We start from the raw sequence: 22,872 nt of genomic DNA on the forward strand, positions 1-22,872 counted from the left end.
ATGGCAGTGGAGCTCTTTTTTCTATATCAATTGCCACGGGTTTAAACCCGTGGCAATTGATATAGAAAAAAAAGCGGGAACGTACAGCCCGACCCGTAGTTTTTAAGAAGGGTCACGCCCACATTAAAAAATGCACCCTAATAAAACAACCAATCTACCGCTCCTTTTTCGCCTTCGTCTATAAACCCAACATCACGGGTTGTAATCGTTTGATTCGCATCAATAAAACCTAAAATCAAAACTTTTCCTTTGCCCAAATCTAATTTATTTTCGCCGGGTTGAAACGTATACGTATGGATATTTACTCGCGGCAATTCTTTCAGATTCATCGCACTTGCCAAAATTACTTCGGCTTGACCGTACGCATTTCCGGCTGCATCAGTTTCTAGACTTGGCGGAAACAAGAATCTTTTTTGGTCCGAGTTGAAATAACCGACAACCAATTTTACGGCTTTGGTGTTTTTGAATTTCAGGTGCGTTCCGTTCTCATTTTGTGCCGTTTCATCGAAGGTAATTCCTCTTAGATTTTGCAATTCAGGAGCTATTTTTATCAGTTCGGAAATAGGAGTACCATAGACTTTAGTTCCGTCTTTAACTGGATATGTTGCTTTGTTTGCGCTCAACAAAGTGACTTCGGCGGTTTGCCAAGGTTTGCTTACTGCCGTTTCTATTTTACCGTCTTTTGACGATTTTAAAAGAGCAAGATTTCGTTGAAAATTTACTAACTCCCGTTCGTAATGTGGCAACAATTCTGCCCACGTTTTGTTATTTCCGTCGTCCCCGCCAATTGGAATTCGGCGTTGTGCAGTTTGCATACTATTGGCATACAAATAATGGTCTTTGGTTAAATTCACCAATTGTTGGTAATATTCAATACTTTTTTCCAAATGCGGAAGCGCTTTATCCAAATCTGAAATGTCATTGGAATAGCTGTAACGCAAGACAAGCAAAGCAGCTTTCACTTTCTCCGAAAAGAAATCGGCAAAGGCTTTATAAGAATGCATATCATTTTTAAGGCGCAGAAATTCTTCTTTGTCTTTGGTTACTTTTGATTCGGCTTTATCGATGGCTTCAACGGCTAACTTACCATGTTGCGTGATTTCGGCAATGATTTGTGTTGGCAATTCTCCAATGTGCGGCTCGTGATTCCACTCTTTTTTGGCGTACTCCAAAAGCAATTCGCCAACAGGTCCGCAAGATTCGTGGAATCCGGGATAAACGCGCCATTTTGCTGGGTTGACCAACTGGCTTTCGAACATTCCTAATAATAAAGTTTGACGATTTCCTTCGGTAATTCCGAAACGTCGCAACGTTTTTGGGGCAATTTCTCCGGCTTCTTCATAGGCTTTCAAAATATTGTTTCCGGCTTCGGTATCTGTTCCGTACTTCTCCGCCAATTGCTTGTCCCAATACTGGATTTCCTGACCACGGTCTCTTTTGCTGTCCCAGGCGTATCGTGACCAAGCCTTGTACCAAATCCAATCGCGATCCATTTCGAGCAATCGTTTATCAGTTTTATCCGCCGTGTAAGGCCAATCCCAATAAGAAGATTGTGGATATAAATGAAGTGCGTTGGCCCCGTGAATATTGTGCATTGCTTTAACCGTTTTTTGTATAAAGTCCGGAGAACCGTAACGGAAAGGTTCTAAATTTGCCAAAATATGAACGTTGGAAATATGCACCGAATTCAATGCACTTAACTTTTTGTGAATCTCTCCCCAAGGTCCACGAGGCGTATAAGTCGTTAATGACTCGCCATTGTACTTGTGCATCGTGTACAAGTTTTTATACAATGGAAGTGATTTCTCCATCACCAGCGGTGCATCGGTATCGTGCGCACGAAGAATAATTGGCGGTTCGTCGGTTCTTCCCAAGGATTTCATACCATCCTGAACACCTGGAATGATCGTTTTTGTGAACCATTCCACATCATCATCGATCGTGTTGATGGCTTCGCCCAAACACACCAACAATCCCACATTTGGATATTTTTCTATAAAAGCGGCGATTGATTTTCTGGTATAATCGGCAATTTCCGGTGTAATAGGACGCGAACGATCTTGTGTTTTTATATTATAATGCTCCGCAAATGGTTTGGAAACAATGATATTGTAAAACATTTGTATGACCCAGATTCCTCTTTTGTTTGCTTCTTCGGTAAGGTATTTATAAATTTCCTCGTTCTTTTTGAAATCTTCCTCGCTCACTTCAAGCGCAAACGGATAGTCTTTTAGTTTTACCAACGAAGCAAAAGGATGACCGTTCCATAAATACAAAGAATTAAGTCGGTTATCGACCATCATATCCAGATATTTCGTCCATAGTTTTTTATCGTAAAACCAAGGAAATGTTTCAGGTGTATATGGATATTCATAAACGTCTCTACCCGGAAGATACGCTGTTTTTTGCATTCCGATGCACGAACCTCTCAAGACCATTTCCGGACTGTCTTCGATATTAATTTCCGATGGGATTTGCCCTGAACTTTTTATGCGATCTGCCAATTCCATAGCCCCATACAAGGCTCCGGTGGCATCTTTTCCTTCAATGTAAATGATGTTTTTCTGTGTACGAATTTGAAAACTTTCCTTTTTGGTCAGTTTGGTATCGTCTATTTTAGCGCTTTTTGAATTTTGTTTCCAAAAATCAGTTCCTTTTTCACCAATGACAATTACCTTGTCTTTTGATTTTTTAGGAGCTTTCTCTGTAAAAACTACTTTGAATCCTTTAGTTGTTGCTATTTCCGATAGTTTTTCGGCACCAAACTGAGCTCTAGGCGCTTTCGCATCATGAACAATGGTGATGTTTTGCGCTGATGCAATAGTTGCATATAATCCTAAAAAAAGTAAACTTAGATATTTCATTTGTATTGTAATTTTGTTTTTTTTTGCCACAGATTACACTGATTTTCACAGATTAAAAAATTTATCTGTTTTAAAAATCTGCCGAATCTGCTATATCTACGTAAAAAATTGGCACGCAGATTTAACAGATTTTCGCAGATTATTTTTTATATTAATTCTGAAAAATACGTTTTAGATAGGCCACGTTTGCACCGTAATTGACCTTTACGTTATGTACCTGTGTTACATCTCTGGAGCGCTCTACAATCAACCAACCTTTCCAATTCATATCGTCCAGCGTTTTTTTAATTTTGGGCATATCGATGGCTTTGTCATTTTCCAACCAAAAACCATCCGTGTTGGAAGCATGAATTTGTGCCAAATGTTTTTTGCCAAGTATTTTTAATTCCTTAGATACGTCTCTTCCATTATCTGCCGCATTGGCAAAATTGAAAGAGCTTTTTATGTTTTTAGAATCTATTTCTTCAAGGAGCTTTTTCTCTTCGGTCGCACTAAGTGATGTTTCAATAGCGATGACACCGCCTATTTTACCGACTTGTTTGCCAGCCCATTGTAATCGTTTTATAACTTCGGGACGCAATTCTGGATTTTTCACTAAATCACATTGCGTACCAAGCGGTAAATAAGCCACTTTTACGTTCATGTTTTTCATAGCCTTGATACAATCTTCGATCATGAGCGTTACGGTTTCCCTTTTGGCAAAAGACTGCGCATAAAAACCAGACATAGCAATAGAGCTAATTCCTACACCCAATTCTTTTGACTTATCCAGAAATTTTTGTCTTTCAACCGGATCTCCTAATTTGCTGTCAAATGTTGGTCTGGCACCTAAACCACCCATGTCTAATTCAATACCATCAGCATTGATTTCTTTTGCTAATGCAAAAGCTCCAAGCTTTTGTCTTTTTAATATCATCCAATCACATACCGCAATTTTATAACGTTCTTTTGCAGTTGATGATTGAGCAGAAACACAACTATTAAACATTCCGGCAAAAACAGCCATGATAACTATCACCGCCATTTTTTTAAAACCCCTTCTGAAATTACTCATCTCCATATTGTTTTTTTTAGCACAAATACTGTTGTAAAATCCTCTCCCCAATCCTCTCCAAGCAGAGGGAGCCGAAACTGGAAAAACAAGTAGTTTATTTATTTTATTCTTCCTCAGCTTTTACGGCGGTCACTACTTTTTTCTCATCTCCAGGCCAGATTCCGTTTTTGATTGTTAAAGCCACTAATTTCCTTGGGTCGATTTTTACATATTTGATTTTTTCTCTTCTCCAAGTATAAACGATATGCACCATCCCGTCTAAACTTTGAATCATCGACGGATACGAATACTGACTGATTTTTGAATCTTCTAAAATTAGGGCTGCATTCCAATGAATTCCGTCATTTGAAATTGAAACATTCAATGGCGTTCTAGGTCCTTTTGCTAAATCCCCAGGAGGCAATACGTGATTGTAAACCAACATGTGTTTTCCGTTTTTAAGCGTTACGGCATCGGTACCTGAATTATTGTTTGGCAAATCCAGCAACTCTAAATCTGTCCATGTTTTTCCGTTATCGCTTGAAAAAGTCGAAGCCAAAGCTCTATTTCTGGTTCTGGAAATCGCCTGTATTTTTCCATCTTTATGAAAAAGTATGCTTGGCTGAATCGCATTTATTTGTTTTTTTCCTCTGGACAAGGTGTCTCCCATATGCCATGTTTTTCCAAAATCTGGACTGGTTTCCATTCGAAGTCTCCATCCGTCACCTTCGATGCTCGAAGGACACATTAAGGTGCCATCACTTAACAAAACCGGTTTGTTTTTTATTGGTCCCAAGAAATCTTTACTAGGCATATTTTTAGCATCTGACCAGCTTTTTCCACCATCTGAAGAAGTTCTAATTACACCCCACCATTCCGATGGTTTTGGCCCAATTTTATAAAAAAGCATTAAATCACCACCCGGAATTTGGTACAAAACAGGATTCCACGTTGGCAATCTTGGCCCTTCTTTCATAATGCCATTGGCTACATTTATCGCTTCGCTCCATTTATCGCTGCCTTTCGCTTTTCGGCTTACCCAAATACACACATCAGGATTTCTTTCAGCGGTTCCTCCAAACCAAGAGGCTACTAAATCTCCATTGGTGACTTCCACGATTGTAGCGGCGTGACAGGAAGGATACGGTGCTTTATCGTATATGAATTCATCAACTAGAATTCCTTCTTTCCAAGTCTTTTTTTCCAAAGCAGATTTACAGCTTCCTAAAAGGATTACGGTTAAAAGGAGAAGGGTTGTCTTTAAGGTTTTCATTATTTATTGTTTTATATTATTTGCATTTATTTGATAAGATCCCGATGGTAATTCAAGAACCAATTTGTTTTTTTCGATTTTATACGACTTCGCTACTTTTTCATTATTTACTTTCACATCCGAAGCATTCGTTGTTGGCAAATACACCATGGCCGATGAATTGGCTGGAATGGTAATTTTCCATTGCAAAGTATTTTTATTTTTCTTCCAATCACTTTTAATCAATCCGTGTATCGATTCATAAGATGCATTTACATACGTCAATCCAGCCTCAAAATCAGGTTTCATAATGATTTGCTTGAATCCCGGAGTTTCAGGATTGCTCTTGATTCCCGCCATATTTTCGTAATACCAAATCAACAAATCGCCCAAAAGCATCACGTGATTTTGCGAATTCATTGTTGGATCTGCAGTATTTCCGTTCCATAATTCCCAAATAGTGGTGGCTCCGTTTTCGACCATATAACCCCAACTTGGATAGGTTTTGTTGGAAGCCAATTTATAAGCCAAATCTCCTCTTCCAAAATTCGTCAACGTTCGCATCAAAAATTGTGTTCCAATGACGCCGGTGCTAATATGTCCTTTTTTAGTAACCTCAACTTCGTGAACCATACTTTGAAACACTTTCTCTTTTAGGTTTTCAGGAACCATCCCGAAAGCCAAAGGCAGAACATTTGCCGTTACCGTATTATTGGCGTAGTAGTTTTTTTCAGTATTCAAAAATTTGGCGTTAAATGCTTTCTTGATTCTTGTTGCCAAATCATCATAATGTGCAATATCAGCATCGGCATTCGCGATTTTGGCAAATTTTTTCATTATTCTCAACAGCTGATAATAAAAGGCACTAGATAACAATTGCCCATCGGTTAAACGTGCAGGATCTTTGGACCGAATCAATTCTAATGATTCTGGCGGAACACACCAATCACCATATTTGTCCTTGTCCATTAAATCGTTCACCAAATAATTTTCCTCCATATACGTCATCCATTTTTTCATTGATGGATACTGTTTTTTAATGACTTCCTTGTCGTCAAATTGTTGGTACAACATATCGGCAACCGTAATGTAAGTTCCTGGCCAGGTCACATTATCACCATAATAACGCCAAAATGCAGGTGCTACATCCGGCAATCCTCCATCCTGGGTTTGGGAATATTTAATATCATCCAGCCATTTGGCATACAAAGTCTGATTATTAAATAGAAAACTTTCGCCATAAGCGCCTGTCGTTCTATCTCCCAACCAAGGCTGACGCTCATTTCGTTGCGGACAGTCAATCGGCATTCCTTTGTAATTTCCCCTGATTCCCCAATAGGCATTTTTAAAAATTTGGTTCATCGTGGCATCCGAAGATTCAAAAGTTCCAGTTGTTTTGATGTCGTCATACACCACTTTCCCCATGAAATTATCCAATGGTGGTTTGGTGGTATAACCTGAAATTTCTACGAATCGGAAACCGTGAAATATAAAACGAGGTTCCCAAATTTCTTCTCCTTCGCCTTTCAACGTATAAACATCCGTTGTTTTAGCATCCCGCAAATTGGCAATATAAAGCGAACCATCAGCCTGCAAAGATTCGGCAAATTTCATCGTGATTTGGTCGCCACTTTTTCCTTTTGCTTTCAGTTGCAACCAGCCCACCATATTTTGGCCCATATCCAAAATATAAGTTCCTTTTGGAGTAGCTTTTATCGAAACTGGTTTTACTTCGCCCATTATTTTCATATTCGGCGTCATTTGGGCTTCATAAAACCCCCCCGGTTCCTGCACGTACCTGGCATTAACCCAAGTTTTATCATCAAAATTGGTGGTGTTCCAACCTTTCATTTCCTTGCGGGCATCGTATTCTTCGCCGTCATATTCGTTGTTGGACAAAATAGGTCCGTCCGTGGTTAATTTCCAAGTATCGTCTGTTCTGATTACTTCTTTGCTTCCATCAGCATATTCAATAAATAACTGCAACGCCATTTTCGGGAAACCGAATGATTTTATTTTATACGGTTTGTAATCCTGACGCATCGCAAAAAAACGTCCGTTTCCTAAAATCGTTCCCAACATATTTTTGCCTTCTTTCAATTGGAAAGTCACATCAAAAACATTGTATTTTACGTTTTTGGTGTAGTCTGTTGCAACGGGAGCCAATACCTGATTGCCAATCTTATTTCCATTAATGTACAACTCGTACAAACCCATCCCAATAATATAGATTTTGGCGCTTTTGATTGGCGCTTTTAAATTGATTTCTTTTCTTAAATAACGAGCCGACAATCTGGCGAACTGACTTACACTATCCAAAGGAGATACTTTATCATATCCTATCCAACGCGTCGATTTCCAATCCGAATAGGTCAAAACTCCAATGCTAAAATGAGCACTCCCATTCGATTTAATCTCTCCTTTATTCGTCCAAACCGTTACTTTCCAAAACGCATTTTGTCTGTTTTCTAATCGTTTTCCGTTATAAATAATATTGACAGATTCATTGTTTTCGACTTTACCACTATCCCATAAATCGGCTTTATTCGCATTCAGATTTTCTAAAGTCGAAGCCACTATAATTTGAAAGGCTGTTTGTTTTAGATCATTAACATCCGACTTTAATTGCCAACTCATGCGTGGTTGCACCACATCAATTCCTTCCGGATCGTTCAGCATTTCGCATCGCAGATTCGTGACGCTGATTTTGTTTTGGGCTTTCGCCAAAGAGAAACAGAGCGATGCAATTAAGATGAAGGTATATAGAAATGTTTTTTTCATAAACTTTATTTTATAATTTAATTCTCAATGGATTAAAATCGGTTGCTACAATATGTCTCGTTCCCACGGATTAAAATCCGTTGCTACAATATGTCCCGTTCCTAAGGAACTCTCGCATTATGTATTAGAGCCGTAGGCTCGGATTATTTTGTAGGGCTGGACTTTAGTCCAGTTTATAATGCTAAACACTATAAAAAAGAGCCGTAGGATCGGTACATTTTTTTTATTCCGATACTAATTTCTCTAGTTTTTCTGAAACAGCAATTTCCCTTCCGTTTTTGAAAATTTTAAACCCTTTTCCTTTATGGTATCTTTCCCCTGTTTTATCCCAAAGAATAGTGATGATATTTCCATGGTACAACACATTATCCAAACAAAACCAATCCCATTTATCTTGTGGAATTAATGGATTCACCTCTATTTTCTCATCTGCTCTAGGTCGTAATCCCACTACTCCGGTAATCATTAAATCATTGAAAGTTGAATGATTGTAATAACGGCTTCGTTCCCTGTCGCCCATTAACCAATAACCTGTCGTTTCGTCCAAATATTCCCCAAGATAAGGTTTCCCTCTGTAATATTGCGATTGCACATACAAATCCATCTGCTTGAAATAATCGGTTTTCGTAACGAAATTCTGATTATAATTATTCAAAACATTCGCCAAAGCCGTCAAAGTCTGTGAACTGGCAAAAGGCCAAATCGCTCCGTCCCATTCGCAGGTTCCAGTTCCGTGTGTTCTAAAACGAGGACTTCTGCGTTCTGCAGTTGTTAATCCAAAAGGAGCCGAAAACCCTTTTTCATCTTTGATTTGCAACCAAGCTTTTTCAAAACCTTTATCTTTTTGTGGCAGATTAAAATACCAAGGAATAAATCCAATCGCCTCCCGAACCTGCGCCAAAGTATCTTTCTCCGTAAACGTTTCAAAGAACTCACTTTTCGGATTCCACAATTTCGTTTCCACTAATTTTTGAAGCGTATCGGCTTTTGCCAAGAAATAGCTTTCCTGTTTCGCATCGCCTTTCAACTTGGCAATTTTAGCCAAAGCCTTTGCATTTCCGTACATATAGCTGTTAATCGTCGGACGGGCATTTCTGAATTTCCTAGCCCCGCTCAAAGATTCTTCCATTCCGTCTTTTACATCAAACTGCCAGAACAATCCGTCTTTACGTTTTCTGTCTCCTTCCCAAGCAGCGTATTCATTCACTAAATCCGGATACATATCCAACAGAAATTTATCATCTTTATTTACCAAATAGCGGTTGTACAAAGCATCGGCAGTCCAACTGCTAAAGGTTCTCAACTTTTTCATCGGCTTGCCTTCATTTCCTCTAAACCATAAATGAACGTCTTGCTCAATATATTCCGAATTATGCAACCATCTGAATTCATTGATGTGATGCCCCAAAGCACAACTAATCATATTGTATTTATCGGCATACGAACGGTCCACCAAAAACTCCGTAATCGCATATCCTTGCGGTGTTTTCTTGATGTGTTTTCGAGCCGTCCACCAGCGATAATAATAAATCTCCTCAAAATTTTGCTGTGGACATTCAAACAACGGAACATTCTTTTCCATCCAAGTCCAAGCACTGTCATTTGGTATGGCTGCTTTTATATTCTCGTCTTCCATCGTGTTGAAATAATCAACATAATGCTTAAAATTATCGGCTTTCAAAACAACAGCAGTTTCCTTTTTGGAATGACCTGCACCTGATTTACAACCGCTATTCAAGGCAACCATCAAGATTACGAAAGCAATTATTCTGTATTTAAAATGGTGTAACATATTCAAATTATTTTATTTATTTGGGCGTGACCCTTAGTGAAAAACTTCGGGTCGTGCTGTACGTTCCCGCTTTTTTTTTGATCGGCAAAAAAAGCCTCTCAAAAAAAGAGCTCCACTGCCATCACTCACGCGGACACAACAACATTTATTCAATTTCTACTCCTGAACGGTCTTTTTTGACCTTTTAGGTTTGATCTTTTTTTTCCTGTTTTTGTCATTTCGATGTAGAAAACACATCCAATATTCCACAACAGTGCGTGCTCAACTTGTGTGATTCCTCTTGCGTCGGAATGACAAACTAGACTTGCTTTTTGTATTTAATTCCCATAAAAAGTAAAAGTCTCTCCAGCTTTCATTTCCACATCATATTCATTGTACTTTGGTAATTCCACTGTTTTGATAACTGCTTTTTCCGAAATGATTGGCTTCTTGACATTCACATCCAAAAACAACGGATTTGGATTTTTCCCTTTTGCTTTTTTAATTTGGATTCCCTCGCTACCACGCAAAGTATTTTCTAATCGCAGTCTGCAATTCCCTCCAATTTTTGAATAAATTTTCAAAGTCGAAACTGTATTGTTTTTCCATACCATATCGATTACAAAACCGCCTCTTGAAACCAGTCCTTTCACAGAGCCATCTTTCCATACGCTAGGTAAAGCTGGTAGCAAATGAATCGCTCCTTCCTGACTTTGCATCAACATTTCGGCAATTCCTGCGGTGCAACCAAAGTTCCCATCTATTTGAAACGGTTGGTGCGCATCGAGCATATTTGGATACGTCCCTCCTCCTTTACGTTGCTCCGGCGTAACCAAATGCAACTGATCCTGTAATAATTTATAGGCATGGTTTCCGTCTAATAATCTCGCCCAAAAATTTACTTTCCAACCCATAGACCAACCTGTAGATTCATCGCCTCTTTGCGCCAAAGTAGTTTTGGCCGCTTGTGTCAATTCCGGAGTTTTGAAAGGCGAAATTTGATTGCTTGGAAACAAACCATATAAATGAGAAATATGTCTATGTTTGTCTTCCGGGTTGTCCCAATCTTCCATCCATTCCTGTAACTGACCGTATTTTCCAATTCGCATGGGTCCCATTTTAGCCAACGCCTGACTCAATTTTTGGGCAAATGCATCCTCTTCCGAAACCATTTTTGTTGCCGCAATCACATTGGTAAACAAATCAAAAACCAATTGGTTGTCAATAGTCGTCCCTGCTGCAAGAGTTGCTTTTCCAGAACCACCAAAGTGTTCGTGTTCGGGAGAATTGGAAGGCACCACTACCAGAAATCCTGTTTTGGGATCAGCAACCATAAAATCAAGAAAGAAAGTAGCCGCACCTTTCATGATGGGATAAACTTCCTTAAGATAATTTTTATCGCCTGTGTACAAATATCTTTCCCACAAATCTTGGCAAACCCAAGCACCACCTGTAGGCCACATTCCCGAAGTAGCAAAATCTACTGGCCCTGTTATACGCCAAATATCGGTATTGTGGTGCAACACCCAACCATTGGCTCCATACATCGTCTTGGCTGTTTCCTGTCCGGTGACACTCAATTCTTTTGCCATCTGGACAAAAGGCTCATGCATTTCAGAAAGATTGGTTACTTCAGCCGGCCAATAATTCATCTCGGCATTTATGTTCATTGTGTATTTGCTTTCCCAAGGAGGAGAAAGCATATCATTCCAAATTCCTTGTAAATTGGCAGGTTGTCCTCCCGGTTGTGAACTCGAAATTAAAAGATAACGTCCAAATTGAAAATACAACGAAGCCAATTGCGGGTCGAATTGTTTCGAGAAATTTCGTATCCTTTCGTCTGTCGTTTGTTTCGCAATTTCATTTGTTCCCAAGTCTAAAGAAACTCTATTGAAGAATTTCTGATAGTAGGCTACGTGCGCTTTTTTTATAGTTCCGAAATCTTTGGTAATGGCTTGCGCCAAATAGGCTTTACTTTTAGCCACTTCATCTTCGGTAATGTCCTGATAATTTTTGAAATTAGTGGCAATTGATATATATAGCGTCACCTCATCGGCTTTGTTGATGCTAATAACTCCGTTGCTTGCGGAAACTTCACCGCCTTTGTTTTTGGCTTGAATTCTTCCTTGAAATTTCACTTTCCCTTTTTGTCCTTCGAAGGTGCCTGAAACTCCAGACAATGCGATTTGGTCTCCCTCGGTAGCAGGAACTGTTTTGTCAAACGGACTGTTCATAAACACATTACACGTAATATTCCCCGGCTGGCTTGCCGACAATTTTACCACAATAACCTGATCTGAAAATGACGAAAGTATTTCTCTTGTAAATTCTACTCCATTGACGGTGTATTTTACTTTTGCAGTAGCATTATCAATGTTTAAATCTCGGTAATAATTGGTATATTTTTGATGTCCCGGAAACGAAATATAGGCACTCCCAAAAGTTTGATACGGCATTCCGTTATTGGTTTTCGACATCATTTCTTTGTCGGTCAAAGCTTGGGCTTCATCGTATTTACCCTCAAAAATCAACTGTCGCACTATAGGCAAAGATTTCAATCCATTGGGATGCGCATTACTGTTTGGCGAACCACCCCAAATGGTTTCTTCATTTAATTGTAAACGTTCCACAGCCGGATCTCCAAAAACCATTGCACCCAAACGACCATTCCCCAAAGGCAACGCTTCATTCCAAATGGCGGCTGGTTTATTGTACCAAAGTTTCAGTTCCCCTGTGGTTTGTGCAGTTATCTTCTGGGCTCCAACAAGAAACAGTATCCCGAAAAAAACATTGGCAATTTTATTTCTTAATTTCATATACTTTATGATTTTTTTCTCCAAACATTTCATATAATTTGTTGATATCCTTTAAGGCATTGGCAGGTAATTTTTCACCTTTGTCGCCAAAAACAAACATTTTTTCTTTGGGTTCCATCACACAGGTTGATTCGTCGATTTCGCCTTTTGCATTCTTCACTTTATTTAAATCCAAACCTAAATATTTGGCCATAAACGGATACAAAGCCATCCGTTTTGAAACCCCAAAGTCGTGTCCTTCATTAGGAAAATGCGCATTTTCCACTAGATCTTTTTTACCATAAAAACCATAAGTATGTTGGATAAATGGGAATTCCAATTCTGGAACAGCCAGCGTCCAATCTTTTCCATCCGAAACAATCAATTGTGGTTTTGGTGCCATCATTGCCGAGATTTCAGCATTATTGGTTCCGTTGCCACACAAATGAATGCCACGACCGCTTTCGCAGGGACAACCTCCAGAAAAATGGGACGAAACCATTACAACGGGAGCAGAAACCGTAATCCTGTCATCTAAAGCAGCCAAAAACATCGTGTGCGAACCGCCACCAGAACTACCGGTAACGCCAATCCGAGAAACATCTGCATTTTTAATCGTTGCCAAATAATCCAACAATCGCATTCCGCTTAACACTTGCACTGTTGATGCAATACTATTTCGGTGTGTTTCTTCCGGAAATTGGAGCAAGGATTCACCCCAGGCAAACAAATCATAACTCACTACTATTGCGCCCATTTTGGCTATTATAGCGCAACGGTATTGCTCATCATTTCTATATCTACCGTCTCCAAAATGTCCATCAGGCGTTAAAATAATAGCCGCTTTTTTGTTTAAAGGATAGGGTTTGTATATCGAACCTGTTACGTAAACACCCGGAAGGATTTCCAACCCAATATTTTCTACACTATAGTCTTTGTAAATCCTTTTTGGAGTTAAAATTGGTTTTGATTTTGGCATAAGTGGTGCTTTATCCAAACCAAATGAAGTGCGCATACAGGCTTTCAATTCTTTTTTTCTCGCTTCCCAATCGGATAATTTTGGATATAAATTGGTCAAAAAATCCAGACGTTCTTTTCCTTTATCAACAGAAACTTTATGACTTTCAAATTTTCGAACCAGATAACTTCCATCGGGTTGCTTGAAATAAGTCAACTCAAAAGGAACTAAAACATTGGCCAAAGAAACTTCCAAATTGCCTTGTTCAATTCTCCAATCGGCATAGTCCAGTTCTTTTCCTTTTAATAAACCTCTATCATCCGTAATGGTGATATGAAAAATAGTTTCAATCTTTTTGATGGTTTCCGTAACCGGTTTTCTGAAATTTTCATCTGAAGTTTGTGCTTGAACATTGGAAAATAGCAATGCGAAAATTGAAACTAGTACCGCACGCTTTATGTTTTTAATGGTATTCATAATTCTATATTCTTTATAATTTGCATTCTATTGTATAAATTCCAGAACCTAATTTCAAAGTGGATTTCTTTTGATTCGCATCAAAACCCAAATTTAATTTCAATTTTCCCAGGGATTTTCCATTTACTTTTATTTTCGTATTTCTCTCAACTGGTAATTTTACTGTCGCCGATGTATTGGCTGGAATTTCAATTTTCAAGAATAATTTTCCATCTTTTTTCTCCCATTCGGAAGTGATTTTACCATAAATTGATTTATAGTTTGCTTTTACAAAAGTCATATCGCCCACCATTTCCGGTTGGATAAAGAAATGTTTAAATCCAGGATTTTCATCATCTGAAACAATTCCGGCCAAACTTTGGTAAAACCATTCTTCAATTTGCCCCATCATAAAATGATTCCAGGAATTTCCTTTGCGTGGATCCCATTGCTCGGTCAAGGTGGTCAATCCAAATTTTATTTGGAAACCATACCCCGGCGCATCATAATGATTGTTCATTTTATACATCATTTCATTTTCACCATTTCGAGCCAAAGCTTGAAATAAATAGCGGTTCCCAACATCTCCTGTAGACAATCGATTCCCTTTGGCTTTAATATCTTCCAATAAATTATCCATCACCGCTTGTTTGTATTGCGGTTCTACAATATCCATAAAAACAGGAACAGCGTTGCTAAACTGACTACTCGTACCGTATTGTTTGGTTTCTTTGTTGAAAAATTCGGTATTGAAAGCCGTTTTAATATCAGAAGCCAGTGTTTCGTATTTCGCAATATCACCTCCTTTGTTCAATAATTTTGCTGCTTTTGCCAACAAATGTGTCCCATAATAATAATGAGAAGTTGCCGAAAGTGCAATGGGACTGTTTTTTGAATAACCCGCTGGATGCGTACCATAATCGTACCAATCGCCCAAACCGTGAGATACAATATGATTGGTGGCTTTCGTCCCTAAATAATCAACATATCTTTTCATTACGGGATAATATTTTTCCAATAAAGAAGCGTCTCCATACTGTTCATAATACATCCAAGGCAAGATAATTCCCGTTACGCCCCATTCCGGAGAATCGGTAAAATCGCCTCCAAAAACCACATACTCGGGAGCGATAGTCGGAATCAAACCGTTCTCTCTTTGAGCATCGGCAATGTTTTGCATCATGGCTGGAAAATAGGTTTCCATATTATAATTGAAAAGTAAACCCGGTCCGTTTAAGTGAATTTCCTCTAACCAACCTAATTTTTCACGGTGCGGACAATCGGTCAATACACTTTGAAAATTACTTTTGATGGCATTATTAATTAATTCATGGGTTTTGTTGAAGATATCATTCGAACATTCAAAAGATCCTGCTTCGCCAGCCGAATTGTATATGAAATTAGATTTTAGGTCTAAAATTGTCGGAAGATTTTCATTCTGGATCTCTTTATAATTGATGTTTTCGATCTGAGCATATTGAAAACCATAATAACTGAATTTAGGTTGCCATTCTTCTACGCCGTCACCTTTTAATGTATAATCATAATAATACGGTTTCCCTGTTTTTCCCTGTCCGACCGTTCCGTCTTCATTCAAGCTTTCCCCTACCCAAACCCGAACCGTTTGTCCTTTTTTTCCTTTTACTTTTATGGTGGTGAATCCGGAAAGATTCTGTCCCATATTAAAAACATAGGTATTCGGTTTAATTTCTTTTACTTCCTTAACATCATACTTTTTTTGTATGGTAATTGGCGGTGCAGTTTGCGCTCCCAAAATCCCTTTTGGAGCTTCCTGAAGAACTACTTTTTTCCAAGTTGAATCGTTAAATCCTGTTTCGTCCCACCCTTTTTGCTCTAAATTGGCGTTGTAATCTTCTCCTCCAAAAATGCTGTTGTAAGTAATTGGGCTTTTGCTGTATTTCCAACTTTCATCCGATTTTATAATAGCTGTAGAACCGTCTTTATAAATCACTTTCATCTTGAAAAATAAAGTCGGAGGGCCAAAACTCACAAAAAACTTGGCATACCTTTCGGCAACCATATTATACATCCCGTTTCCTAACAGCACTCCTATTACATTTTCTCCTTTTTGCAAGGCATCAGCTTTAAGTTCATAGGTATTGTAATTGACTGTTTTGTCGTAATCAGTCCACAACGGCGTAAACTCGCTATTGCCAACTTTTTTTCCATTTATAGTCAATTCATAATGTCCCAAACCCGAAATATAAACCACGGCTTCCTTGATTTCTTTGGTGACCGCGAATGATTTGCGAAGCATAATACTTCTGCGTGCCAGAGAATCGGAAGCATTGATTATGGCTTCTTTTTTCTCTTTTTTGAAAGTCGCCGTATGGTAATTTCTGCCTTCCGGCAAATGACTGTTTGCTTTTGTAATCGCGCCAATCCAAGTTGGATTCAAATCTGATTCGGAAAGTGCAATTCTAAAAAAAGCCGTTTTGCTCCAATGAGAAGATTTGTCTTTTTGATTCCAAACTTTAACTTTCCAGAAGTATTGGGTTTCGCTTTTTAAAGGAGTTCCTTTGCAACTTATTTGAAGATTTTTATTCGAAATTACTTTACCACTATCCCAAACATCGGCTTCATTATTCTGCATTTTTTTTTCGGAAGAAGCTACCAAAATCTGATACGCAGTTTGCGACACATTCGATGCTGTAGAAACCAATTGCCAGCTTAATCTAGGTTGATTTTGAATTACTGCCAATGGATTTTCGGCCATTTCGCATTTTAAATGGTCAGCGGTAATTTGTCCATTAGAACTAAAAGCTACTAAAAGACAAAAGAGGAGTAATATGTTTTTTATATTCTTCATAGTTTTTGTTGCACGCAGATCTTGCAGATTTACGCAGATTCTGTTTTAAAGCTTTTTTGTAATCAGAGACTGAATATTAAACACCGCTTCAGGAATTAATTTACCCACATCTGGCAAATCGGTGAAATCGGGTGTATCTGGAGCTGTATCTGGATTTGGCGTAAAACGCTGTTCACCGGTGCGGAACATAATGCGTGAAATACCATCTACCGGAGCATAGAATATCTTAAAAGTCTCTTTGCTATCATTCACTTTTACAGTATAGGAACGAGATGTAACATCTAATTTGACCGTAAGCGTATATTCTTTTCCTGCTTCGTATTTTGTAATTCCACCGAAGCGAGCGCCGTGTTTAACTTTTAATTCTCCATCCGAATCAAACACTAATCGAATCGCAGGAAGTCCTTGTTTGTTTTGAAATTCAATTTGCAATAGACCGTGATTATTTTGCTCCGGTTTTACTGTAAAAGTCACTTCCATTTTTTCTGCAAACGGAATCACGCGCTCTGCACGAGAATAATCAAAAGCATCCTGGTCTCTTAATGTCAGCCATTTTTTGCCATCGGTTTTCTTTTCTACTTTGGCGGAAGCCCAAGACAAATCGTATGTATTCCACATTTTTAATTCTTGTCCATTCGGAAGTTCATTAAAAACATCTTTGGCATTTTCAGTTACTTCACTTGTCACGGGAACTGGAATTGAAGCCACCCAAATATCTTCTTTGTTCACGCTGTAACTTACCCAAAGTTTTCCGTCTGGCGGAGTCCCATCGGTTTCAGGAATTCCACGAACGTATTGTGGGCCGGCGGATTTGTAATTTCCTCCGTAACGCATCGGACTTACTTCTCCGTGAACCAATAATAAATCTTTATAATTTAACCCATCATCACTGGTTGAAATAGCCAATGGCCATCGATATTCCGAAGGATTATACACCGTTGCATAACGATTATCCGATGTTTTTTGTCCCCAGATTTTGGCATTGCTATTCACAAAACCAGGCGCTCTCACCGGACTGTATTTCCAAGTTTTTCCTTCATCTTTACTGATAGAAGTCAGGGCAAATTTCCATAAACCAACTACATTTCCATTTGGTAAATGGTAATAATTGAAGGCCTTAAATTGTTTTTTTAACGGAATTAAAGCATCATCTCTATCCGCTTCTTCCACCCATTGCTGCATTAACAATGGTTTAGAAAGTAATTCGTCACAAGCTTTAATAAATTTTTTGTCTTTGCTTTTGGTATAAAATGGAAATGTTGTTGGCAGTGGATTCCCGTTTTTATTGTATCTGATAAAATAAATCGGTCCAAAACTTCCATCTTTATAAATTTCTCTTACCACACGACCGATTCCTTTTCCATCATTGGGGTCGTCTTTTTTGTCCATCGCCACTCCGTAATAAGCCAAAGTCAGCAACCTATTGTCAGATGAAACATAAAAACCCATACGCTGGTGCATTATCGCATCCAGATTTTTGGCGACTCCTTCTACTCCTTCTTTTTTAAATCCGTCAGGAACGTGATAAATTGGGAAAAGCACTGTTGGCTTATTCCATTTTTCACCATCTTTGGAAATCATCAAAAAAGTTTGACTCGGCGGAATGTGTTCGCCAGTTGGATCACTCAAATATTGTAAGAAAAAGGTATTATTCCAGTACGCCATCATCGACTGGTGGTTGTATGTCCAGCCAAAACCATCTGCTTTTTCAGGATGTTCTCTGCTGGCACGCATAATCTGGGTAGCGTGAACCCCAACCGCTGGACTCAATTGCCCGTGGTGGTAATCGACATTAGAGAGTGTTTTGCCTACATATCGAATGGTATCCTGTTGGGCTTGGATCGTATTTATGCTTCCGCAAAAGGCGACTGTTAGCGCAATACTTTTTATTTTATTAAATTTAATCATTGTTTTTGATATATTTCAATCTGTTATGTTTATCCTCACCCCAGCCCTCTCCAAAGGTGAGGGAGCCGAAACTGGACTAATCCGTTATTTTTTTTCTATTAATCCTCTCAAAACTTCCTTCGAAATAGTGGTAATCGTTCCGTGTTTATGCCCTTCCGGAAGTTTTATTTTTGAAGAAACATCTTCAAAATGTTTAAAATCTGAAGTGCTTAAAGCTTTGTAATTTTTTGAGCCATAGTTATCATAATACAGCAACCAATTTTTACCGACTTTTACCACCGTTGGTCCTTCTGATAAATACTCCGTCAATGGCTCTGAACTTTTATTGAATGGGCCTAAAGGTGATTTTCCAAAAGCTACTTTAATGTTTCGCATTGGTCTGGTGTTGTCTTTCAAAACCAAAACATAATCCTTTTTGCCTTTCTTTACAATCACACAATCAATCACACTAAAACCGGGTTCGTAATACAATTTCGTATCCGAAAAGGTTTTGAAATCTTTGGTGGTTACATAATACATTCGGTGGTTGTTTTTCTCTTCTTCCACTCCTTTTGCAAATCGGAATGGAATCGTTGATGCCCAAATAATAATGTATTCTTTTTTGACATCATCATAAAAAATTTCCGGAGCCCAAACGTTTACAACTTCTGGCTCGTTTTTCATTACGGGAATATATTCCTGTTTTGACCAATGAATCAAATCTTTGGAACTGGCATATCCAAAACCGTTTCCGCCTTTCCAGTCCGTAGTCCAAACCATATGATAGGTTCCGTCTTTTCCTTTTGTGATAGAAGGATCCCGCATTATTTTGCTTGCGCCTATTTCCGGTTTTAAAACTGAACCTTCCAAACCTTTCCAATTGTAGCCATCTTCGCTGTACGCAAGATACAGACCTTCTGTAGCTGGTTCTCTGAACGATGTGAAAAGGAAAATTTCCTTGGTTTTTTGGGCGTAACTTAAAAAACAGAAAAAGAAAATAAAAATCCCCAGCCCAGCCCTCCCCGAAGGGGAGGGAGCCGAGACCTGATTATTAGAATGTACTTTGTTTTTTGTCATCATTTTTTTTCTTATGATCGAAATTATGGCATTTCTATTTTGAACTTAATAAGCTTTTTATATTCCTACTTTCCAGCTTCGGCTTCCTCCCCTTCGGGGAGGGCTGGGGTGAAGATTTATTCTGTAATTGCTTTTTTATCTAAGTCTTTTCCTTTTTTCACAACCGTATTTACGTTGTTAAATACATTGTTTTTCAGGAAGATATTTTTGGTGTCTTTTCCATTGGCTTCGATGAAAATATCGGTGGCGTTGAAAGGAAAATTGTTGTTGATCATAATATTCGAAGCGTTGTCAATTTTGATAACCGGAATTCCTTTTAACGGTGTTGAAGAACCTACGTTGTCCAAAATAAGATTTTTAGCATCAGAGATTTTGAAAGAGGAACCCACAGTTGCATTCACTTTTACATCGTGAAATTCAACATCTGTTGCTGTAATTACCGTAAAACCTTCTTTGCCATCCATATTGATATTCGAAAAAGAGATGTTTTGAATTGGCATTTCAGAAATTCCGCGAACAAATCCTGCTTTGTTTACGTTTCCACCCGTAACGTTGCTGATGTGAATGTTTCTGAAAATTGGCGTGCGTTCTGTTACTGGCTCTGGCGCATTATCTTTATCGTAGAACAAATCCAAAATAATGGCTTCTTCTTTGATATTTTTCATTACAATATTGTCTACGCGAATGTCTTCTACAACGCCACCTCTTCCGCGAGCGGCTTTGATGCGTATTCCACGATCGGTACCATCAAAAATACAGTTGGATATCGTGATTTTTTTGATTCCGCCCGACATTTCGCTTCCGATAACAACACCTCCGTGACCGCTTAACATTGTGCAATTGGTAATCGTAACATTTTCGGTTGCTTTTCCGTATTTACGGCCGTCTGCATCCCTGCCCGATTTGATGGTAATACAATCGTCTCCCACGCTGATATGACAGTTTGAAATATGAACATTTGTACAAGACGAAGGGTTGATTCCGTCTGTGTTTGGCGAATGCGGATTATTAATTGTAATTCCCGTTACGGTTACATTGTCGCAGAATTCAGGGTTTATCGTCCAGAAAGGTGAGTTTTTGAACGTAACGCCTTCGATTAAAATATTTTTGCAATTGTAAGCCTGGAAAAAAGAAGGTCTAAAAAACTTCTTGTCAATCGTTCTTTGATAATAAGGAGAATACACAATCCCTTTATTTTGTTCCTCCCACATCGTTTGATATTTGGTTTGTGGAATTGGTCCTTTGGCGCTTTCTATTCGATAGACTTCATTCCACCACGCTTTTCCTTGTCCGTCAATGACACCTCTTCCTTTGATGGTGATATTCTCGACATCTTTCGCATAGAACAAGGGCGAAAAAGATTGCATCACGATTCCTTCATAACGCATTTCTACATACGGCAGATAATCATCAAAATTCTCTGAAAATTTCAAAAGCGCGCCTGAATCCAAATAAATGGTGATGTTGCTTTTCAGTTTTAAAGCTCCTGTTAAATATTCGCCGGCAGGAAAAAAAATAGTTCCGCCTCCGTTTTTAGATGCTTTTTCGATGGCGCCTTGAATGGCTTCGGTGCATTTTATTCCTTTGTTATTTCCGCCTTCGTTAAGGATGTTTAACCAGCCATCGTTGCCTGCAAAAGCAGTATTGAATGCTGTTATGAAACAGAAGATGATTAGTATGGATTTGATTTTCATAGTGTTTTTTTTAGCACGCAGATTTCGCAGATTTTCGCAGATTTTTTTTAATTATTACTTTGTCGTTAAAATCAGCACCCAGTCATTTCCATCTTCTTTTTTGCCAGTAGGCTGAAATTCCTGAACTCCTTTATTGGTTACAATTCCTATTTTAGTTTTTTGTCCGTTTCTTGGATTGTACCAACTTGCAGTTACTTTTTCTCCAGCAATTTTACCCATATTCACGGCAATTTTTCTACCTGTATACGTATAAATCAAGGCATAATTTTTTCCTCTGGTGGCAACTAAATAATCATATTTCTCTCCTTGATTCGCAACCAATGATTGGTCCGGAACTCTTTCCAAATAAGGAAAATCCAGCATTAATTTTTTGATATAAACCATTTGTCCGGCTCCCGGCGCTTTGATGGCATAGTACCAAAATACTTTATTTCCGTAAGCTGGTTTGTCCCCTTTTCTGAACATTTGCATCACGGCATTGTGTCCGTAAGTGTACCCTGCAGCTCCAGCAAAAACAGACCAATAACCATAACGTCTCACATCACTTGCTTTCCATAATGGCTGTAAAGTGTCGTGTAAACCGTGTGGAATTCCTTCGTAAGATGGTTCTCCGTCAAGCGTTGGTTTTGTCGGTTTTAAAGTCAAATCTCTTTGAACGAATTTGTAATTGTCTTCTTTGAAAGAACCTGGCAATGTATCCTGATCGTATCTGCGATGACCCGATTGAAACATATTGAAATCCAACCAAGTCGCAGTATGATAATCGTCAGAGGAATCAGTTCGCCCGAAAGGGTGAAAAGTCACTAATTGATTCGGATTGTTGGTTTTTAATGTACTTCCGATAGCATTCCAGATATCTTTAAATTCGTTACCGTGTGTATCACCACCATTCAACCAAATAATATTGATTCTGTTTTTATAGCGATTGGCTAAAAACTGGGCATATTTTATAGCTTGTTCTTTGCTCACTTTATCTCCTTTTGCCACATTGGTTCCCCAAACGGGTACCATCCCAACATAAATTCCGTTTTTCTGTGCCACGTCCAAAACATAATCTACGTGATCCCAATAATCGTATTCTCCTTTGTTATTGAAATTATTGCCTGCAGTGGTTAATGGTTTCGAAACATCTTCATTGACCAAGGCTGCATCTCCATACACATTAACCGCATTGATGTTATGTAAAACCATCACTTGAACCACATTGAATCCTTTTGCTTTTCTGTCTTGAAGATATTTATTTACACCTGCTCTGTCCAGTTTTCCGAAGGTCAACCAACCGGTATCACCCAACCAGAAAAATGGTTTTCCGTCTTCTGTAGTAAAATAGTGTTGGTTTTTTGAAACTTTAAGTTTTAGCAAGTCTGTGTTTGCTGATTTTGTTTTTGTTTGCGAATAGCCATTTTGCGCTGTGAACAAAAAACATATAAAAAAAACGTATAGATATTTAATTTTCAGATTCATTTTTGAAAGT

12 protein-coding genes are annotated in these 22,872 nt (G+C 38.5%); all 12 read right to left on the bottom strand.

Annotation, left to right across the window (positions count from 1 at the left end; genetic code table 11):
- Positions 1–137: 137 nt before the first annotated feature.
- Complete coding sequence (locus ACM55M_RS15915) at positions 138–2,864, bottom strand: alpha-d-galacturonidase (protein ID WP_416858664.1); 2,727 nt, start codon at positions 2,862–2,864, stop codon at positions 138–140.
- A gap of 151 nt (positions 2,865–3,015) precedes the next feature.
- Positions 3,016–3,888, bottom strand: coding sequence for a sugar phosphate isomerase/epimerase family protein (locus ACM55M_RS15920; protein ID WP_416858665.1), 873 nt, complete (start codon positions 3,886–3,888; stop codon positions 3,016–3,018).
- Positions 3,889–4,021: 133 nt separating this feature from the next.
- Positions 4,022–5,170 (bottom strand): sialidase family protein, encoded by a 1,149-nt coding sequence (locus ACM55M_RS15925; protein WP_416858666.1) that lies wholly within the window; start codon positions 5,168–5,170, stop codon positions 4,022–4,024.
- Between the two features lie 3 nt (positions 5,171–5,173).
- On the bottom strand, positions 5,174–7,930 hold the full coding sequence (locus ACM55M_RS15930; protein ID WP_416858667.1) for a glycoside hydrolase family 78 protein: 2,757 nt from the start codon (positions 7,928–7,930) through the stop codon (positions 5,174–5,176).
- A gap of 223 nt (positions 7,931–8,153) precedes the next feature.
- Positions 8,154–9,722 carry an MGH1-like glycoside hydrolase domain-containing protein gene (locus tag ACM55M_RS15935; RefSeq protein WP_416858668.1) on the bottom strand — a complete coding sequence of 523 codons (1,569 nt, stop codon included), beginning with the start codon at positions 9,720–9,722 and terminating at the stop codon, positions 8,154–8,156.
- A gap of 317 nt (positions 9,723–10,039) precedes the next feature.
- Complete coding sequence (locus ACM55M_RS15940; RefSeq protein ID WP_416858669.1) at positions 10,040–12,517, bottom strand: glycoside hydrolase family 95 protein; 2,478 nt, start codon at positions 12,515–12,517, stop codon at positions 10,040–10,042.
- Positions 12,501–13,931, bottom strand: coding sequence for an alpha/beta hydrolase family protein (locus tag ACM55M_RS15945; protein ID WP_416858671.1), 1,431 nt, complete (start codon positions 13,929–13,931; stop codon positions 12,501–12,503). Before ACM55M_RS15945 ends, ACM55M_RS15940 begins: the two co-directional genes overlap by 17 nt.
- A 13-nt stretch (positions 13,932–13,944) precedes the next feature.
- Entirely contained in the window at positions 13,945–16,740 is a 2,796-nt protein-coding gene (locus tag ACM55M_RS15950) for a glycoside hydrolase family 78 protein (RefSeq protein WP_416858672.1), read from the bottom strand.
- A gap of 45 nt (positions 16,741–16,785) precedes the next feature.
- Positions 16,786–18,648 carry a sialidase family protein gene (locus ACM55M_RS15955; protein WP_416858673.1) on the bottom strand — a complete coding sequence of 621 codons (1,863 nt, stop codon included), beginning with the start codon at positions 18,646–18,648 and terminating at the stop codon, positions 16,786–16,788.
- A gap of 84 nt (positions 18,649–18,732) precedes the next feature.
- Entirely contained in the window at positions 18,733–19,707 is a 975-nt protein-coding gene (locus ACM55M_RS15960) for a glycoside hydrolase family 43 protein (RefSeq protein ID WP_416858674.1), read from the bottom strand.
- A 113-nt stretch (positions 19,708–19,820) separates the two neighbouring features.
- A complete protein-coding gene (locus tag ACM55M_RS15965) occupies positions 19,821–21,398 on the bottom strand; it encodes a glycoside hydrolase family 28 protein (protein WP_416858675.1) in 1,578 nt (525 codons plus the stop codon).
- Positions 21,399–21,452: 54 nt separating this feature from the next.
- Entirely contained in the window at positions 21,453–22,862 is a 1,410-nt protein-coding gene (locus ACM55M_RS15970; protein ID WP_416858676.1) for a glycoside hydrolase family 140 protein, read from the bottom strand.
- Positions 22,863–22,872 lie beyond the last annotated feature (10 nt).

The sequence above is a fragment of the Flavobacterium galactosi genome (assembly GCF_048158585.1).
Taxonomy (GTDB): Bacteria; Bacteroidota; Bacteroidia; order Flavobacteriales; family Flavobacteriaceae; genus Flavobacterium; species Flavobacterium galactosi.

What these genes read in the sequence shown, in the direction of transcription:
- ACM55M_RS15915 (WP_416858664.1), bottom strand. Translation starts at nt 2,864, where the DNA reads ATGAAATATCTAAGTTTACTTTTTTTAGGATTATATGCAACTATTGCA.
- ACM55M_RS15920 (WP_416858665.1), bottom strand. Translation starts at nt 3,888, where the DNA reads ATGGCGGTGATAGTTATCATGGCTGTTTTTGCCGGAATGTTTAATAGT.
- ACM55M_RS15925 (WP_416858666.1), bottom strand. Translation starts at nt 5,170, where the DNA reads ATGAAAACCTTAAAGACAACCCTTCTCCTTTTAACCGTAATCCTTTTA.
- ACM55M_RS15930 (WP_416858667.1), bottom strand. Translation starts at nt 7,930, where the DNA reads ATGAAAAAAACATTTCTATATACCTTCATCTTAATTGCATCGCTCTGT.
- ACM55M_RS15935 (WP_416858668.1), bottom strand. Translation starts at nt 9,722, where the DNA reads ATGTTACACCATTTTAAATACAGAATAATTGCTTTCGTAATCTTGATG.
- ACM55M_RS15940 (WP_416858669.1), bottom strand. Translation starts at nt 12,517, where the DNA reads ATGAAATTAAGAAATAAAATTGCCAATGTTTTTTTCGGGATACTGTTT.
- ACM55M_RS15945 (WP_416858671.1), bottom strand. Translation starts at nt 13,931, where the DNA reads ATGAATACCATTAAAAACATAAAGCGTGCGGTACTAGTTTCAATTTTC.
- ACM55M_RS15950 (WP_416858672.1), bottom strand. Translation starts at nt 16,740, where the DNA reads ATGAAGAATATAAAAAACATATTACTCCTCTTTTGTCTTTTAGTAGCT.
- ACM55M_RS15955 (WP_416858673.1), bottom strand. Translation starts at nt 18,648, where the DNA reads ATGATTAAATTTAATAAAATAAAAAGTATTGCGCTAACAGTCGCCTTT.
- ACM55M_RS15960 (WP_416858674.1), bottom strand. Translation starts at nt 19,707, where the DNA reads ATGATGACAAAAAACAAAGTACATTCTAATAATCAGGTCTCGGCTCCC.
- ACM55M_RS15965 (WP_416858675.1), bottom strand. Translation starts at nt 21,398, where the DNA reads ATGAAAATCAAATCCATACTAATCATCTTCTGTTTCATAACAGCATTC.
- ACM55M_RS15970 (WP_416858676.1), bottom strand. Translation starts at nt 22,862, where the DNA reads ATGAATCTGAAAATTAAATATCTATACGTTTTTTTTATATGTTTTTTG.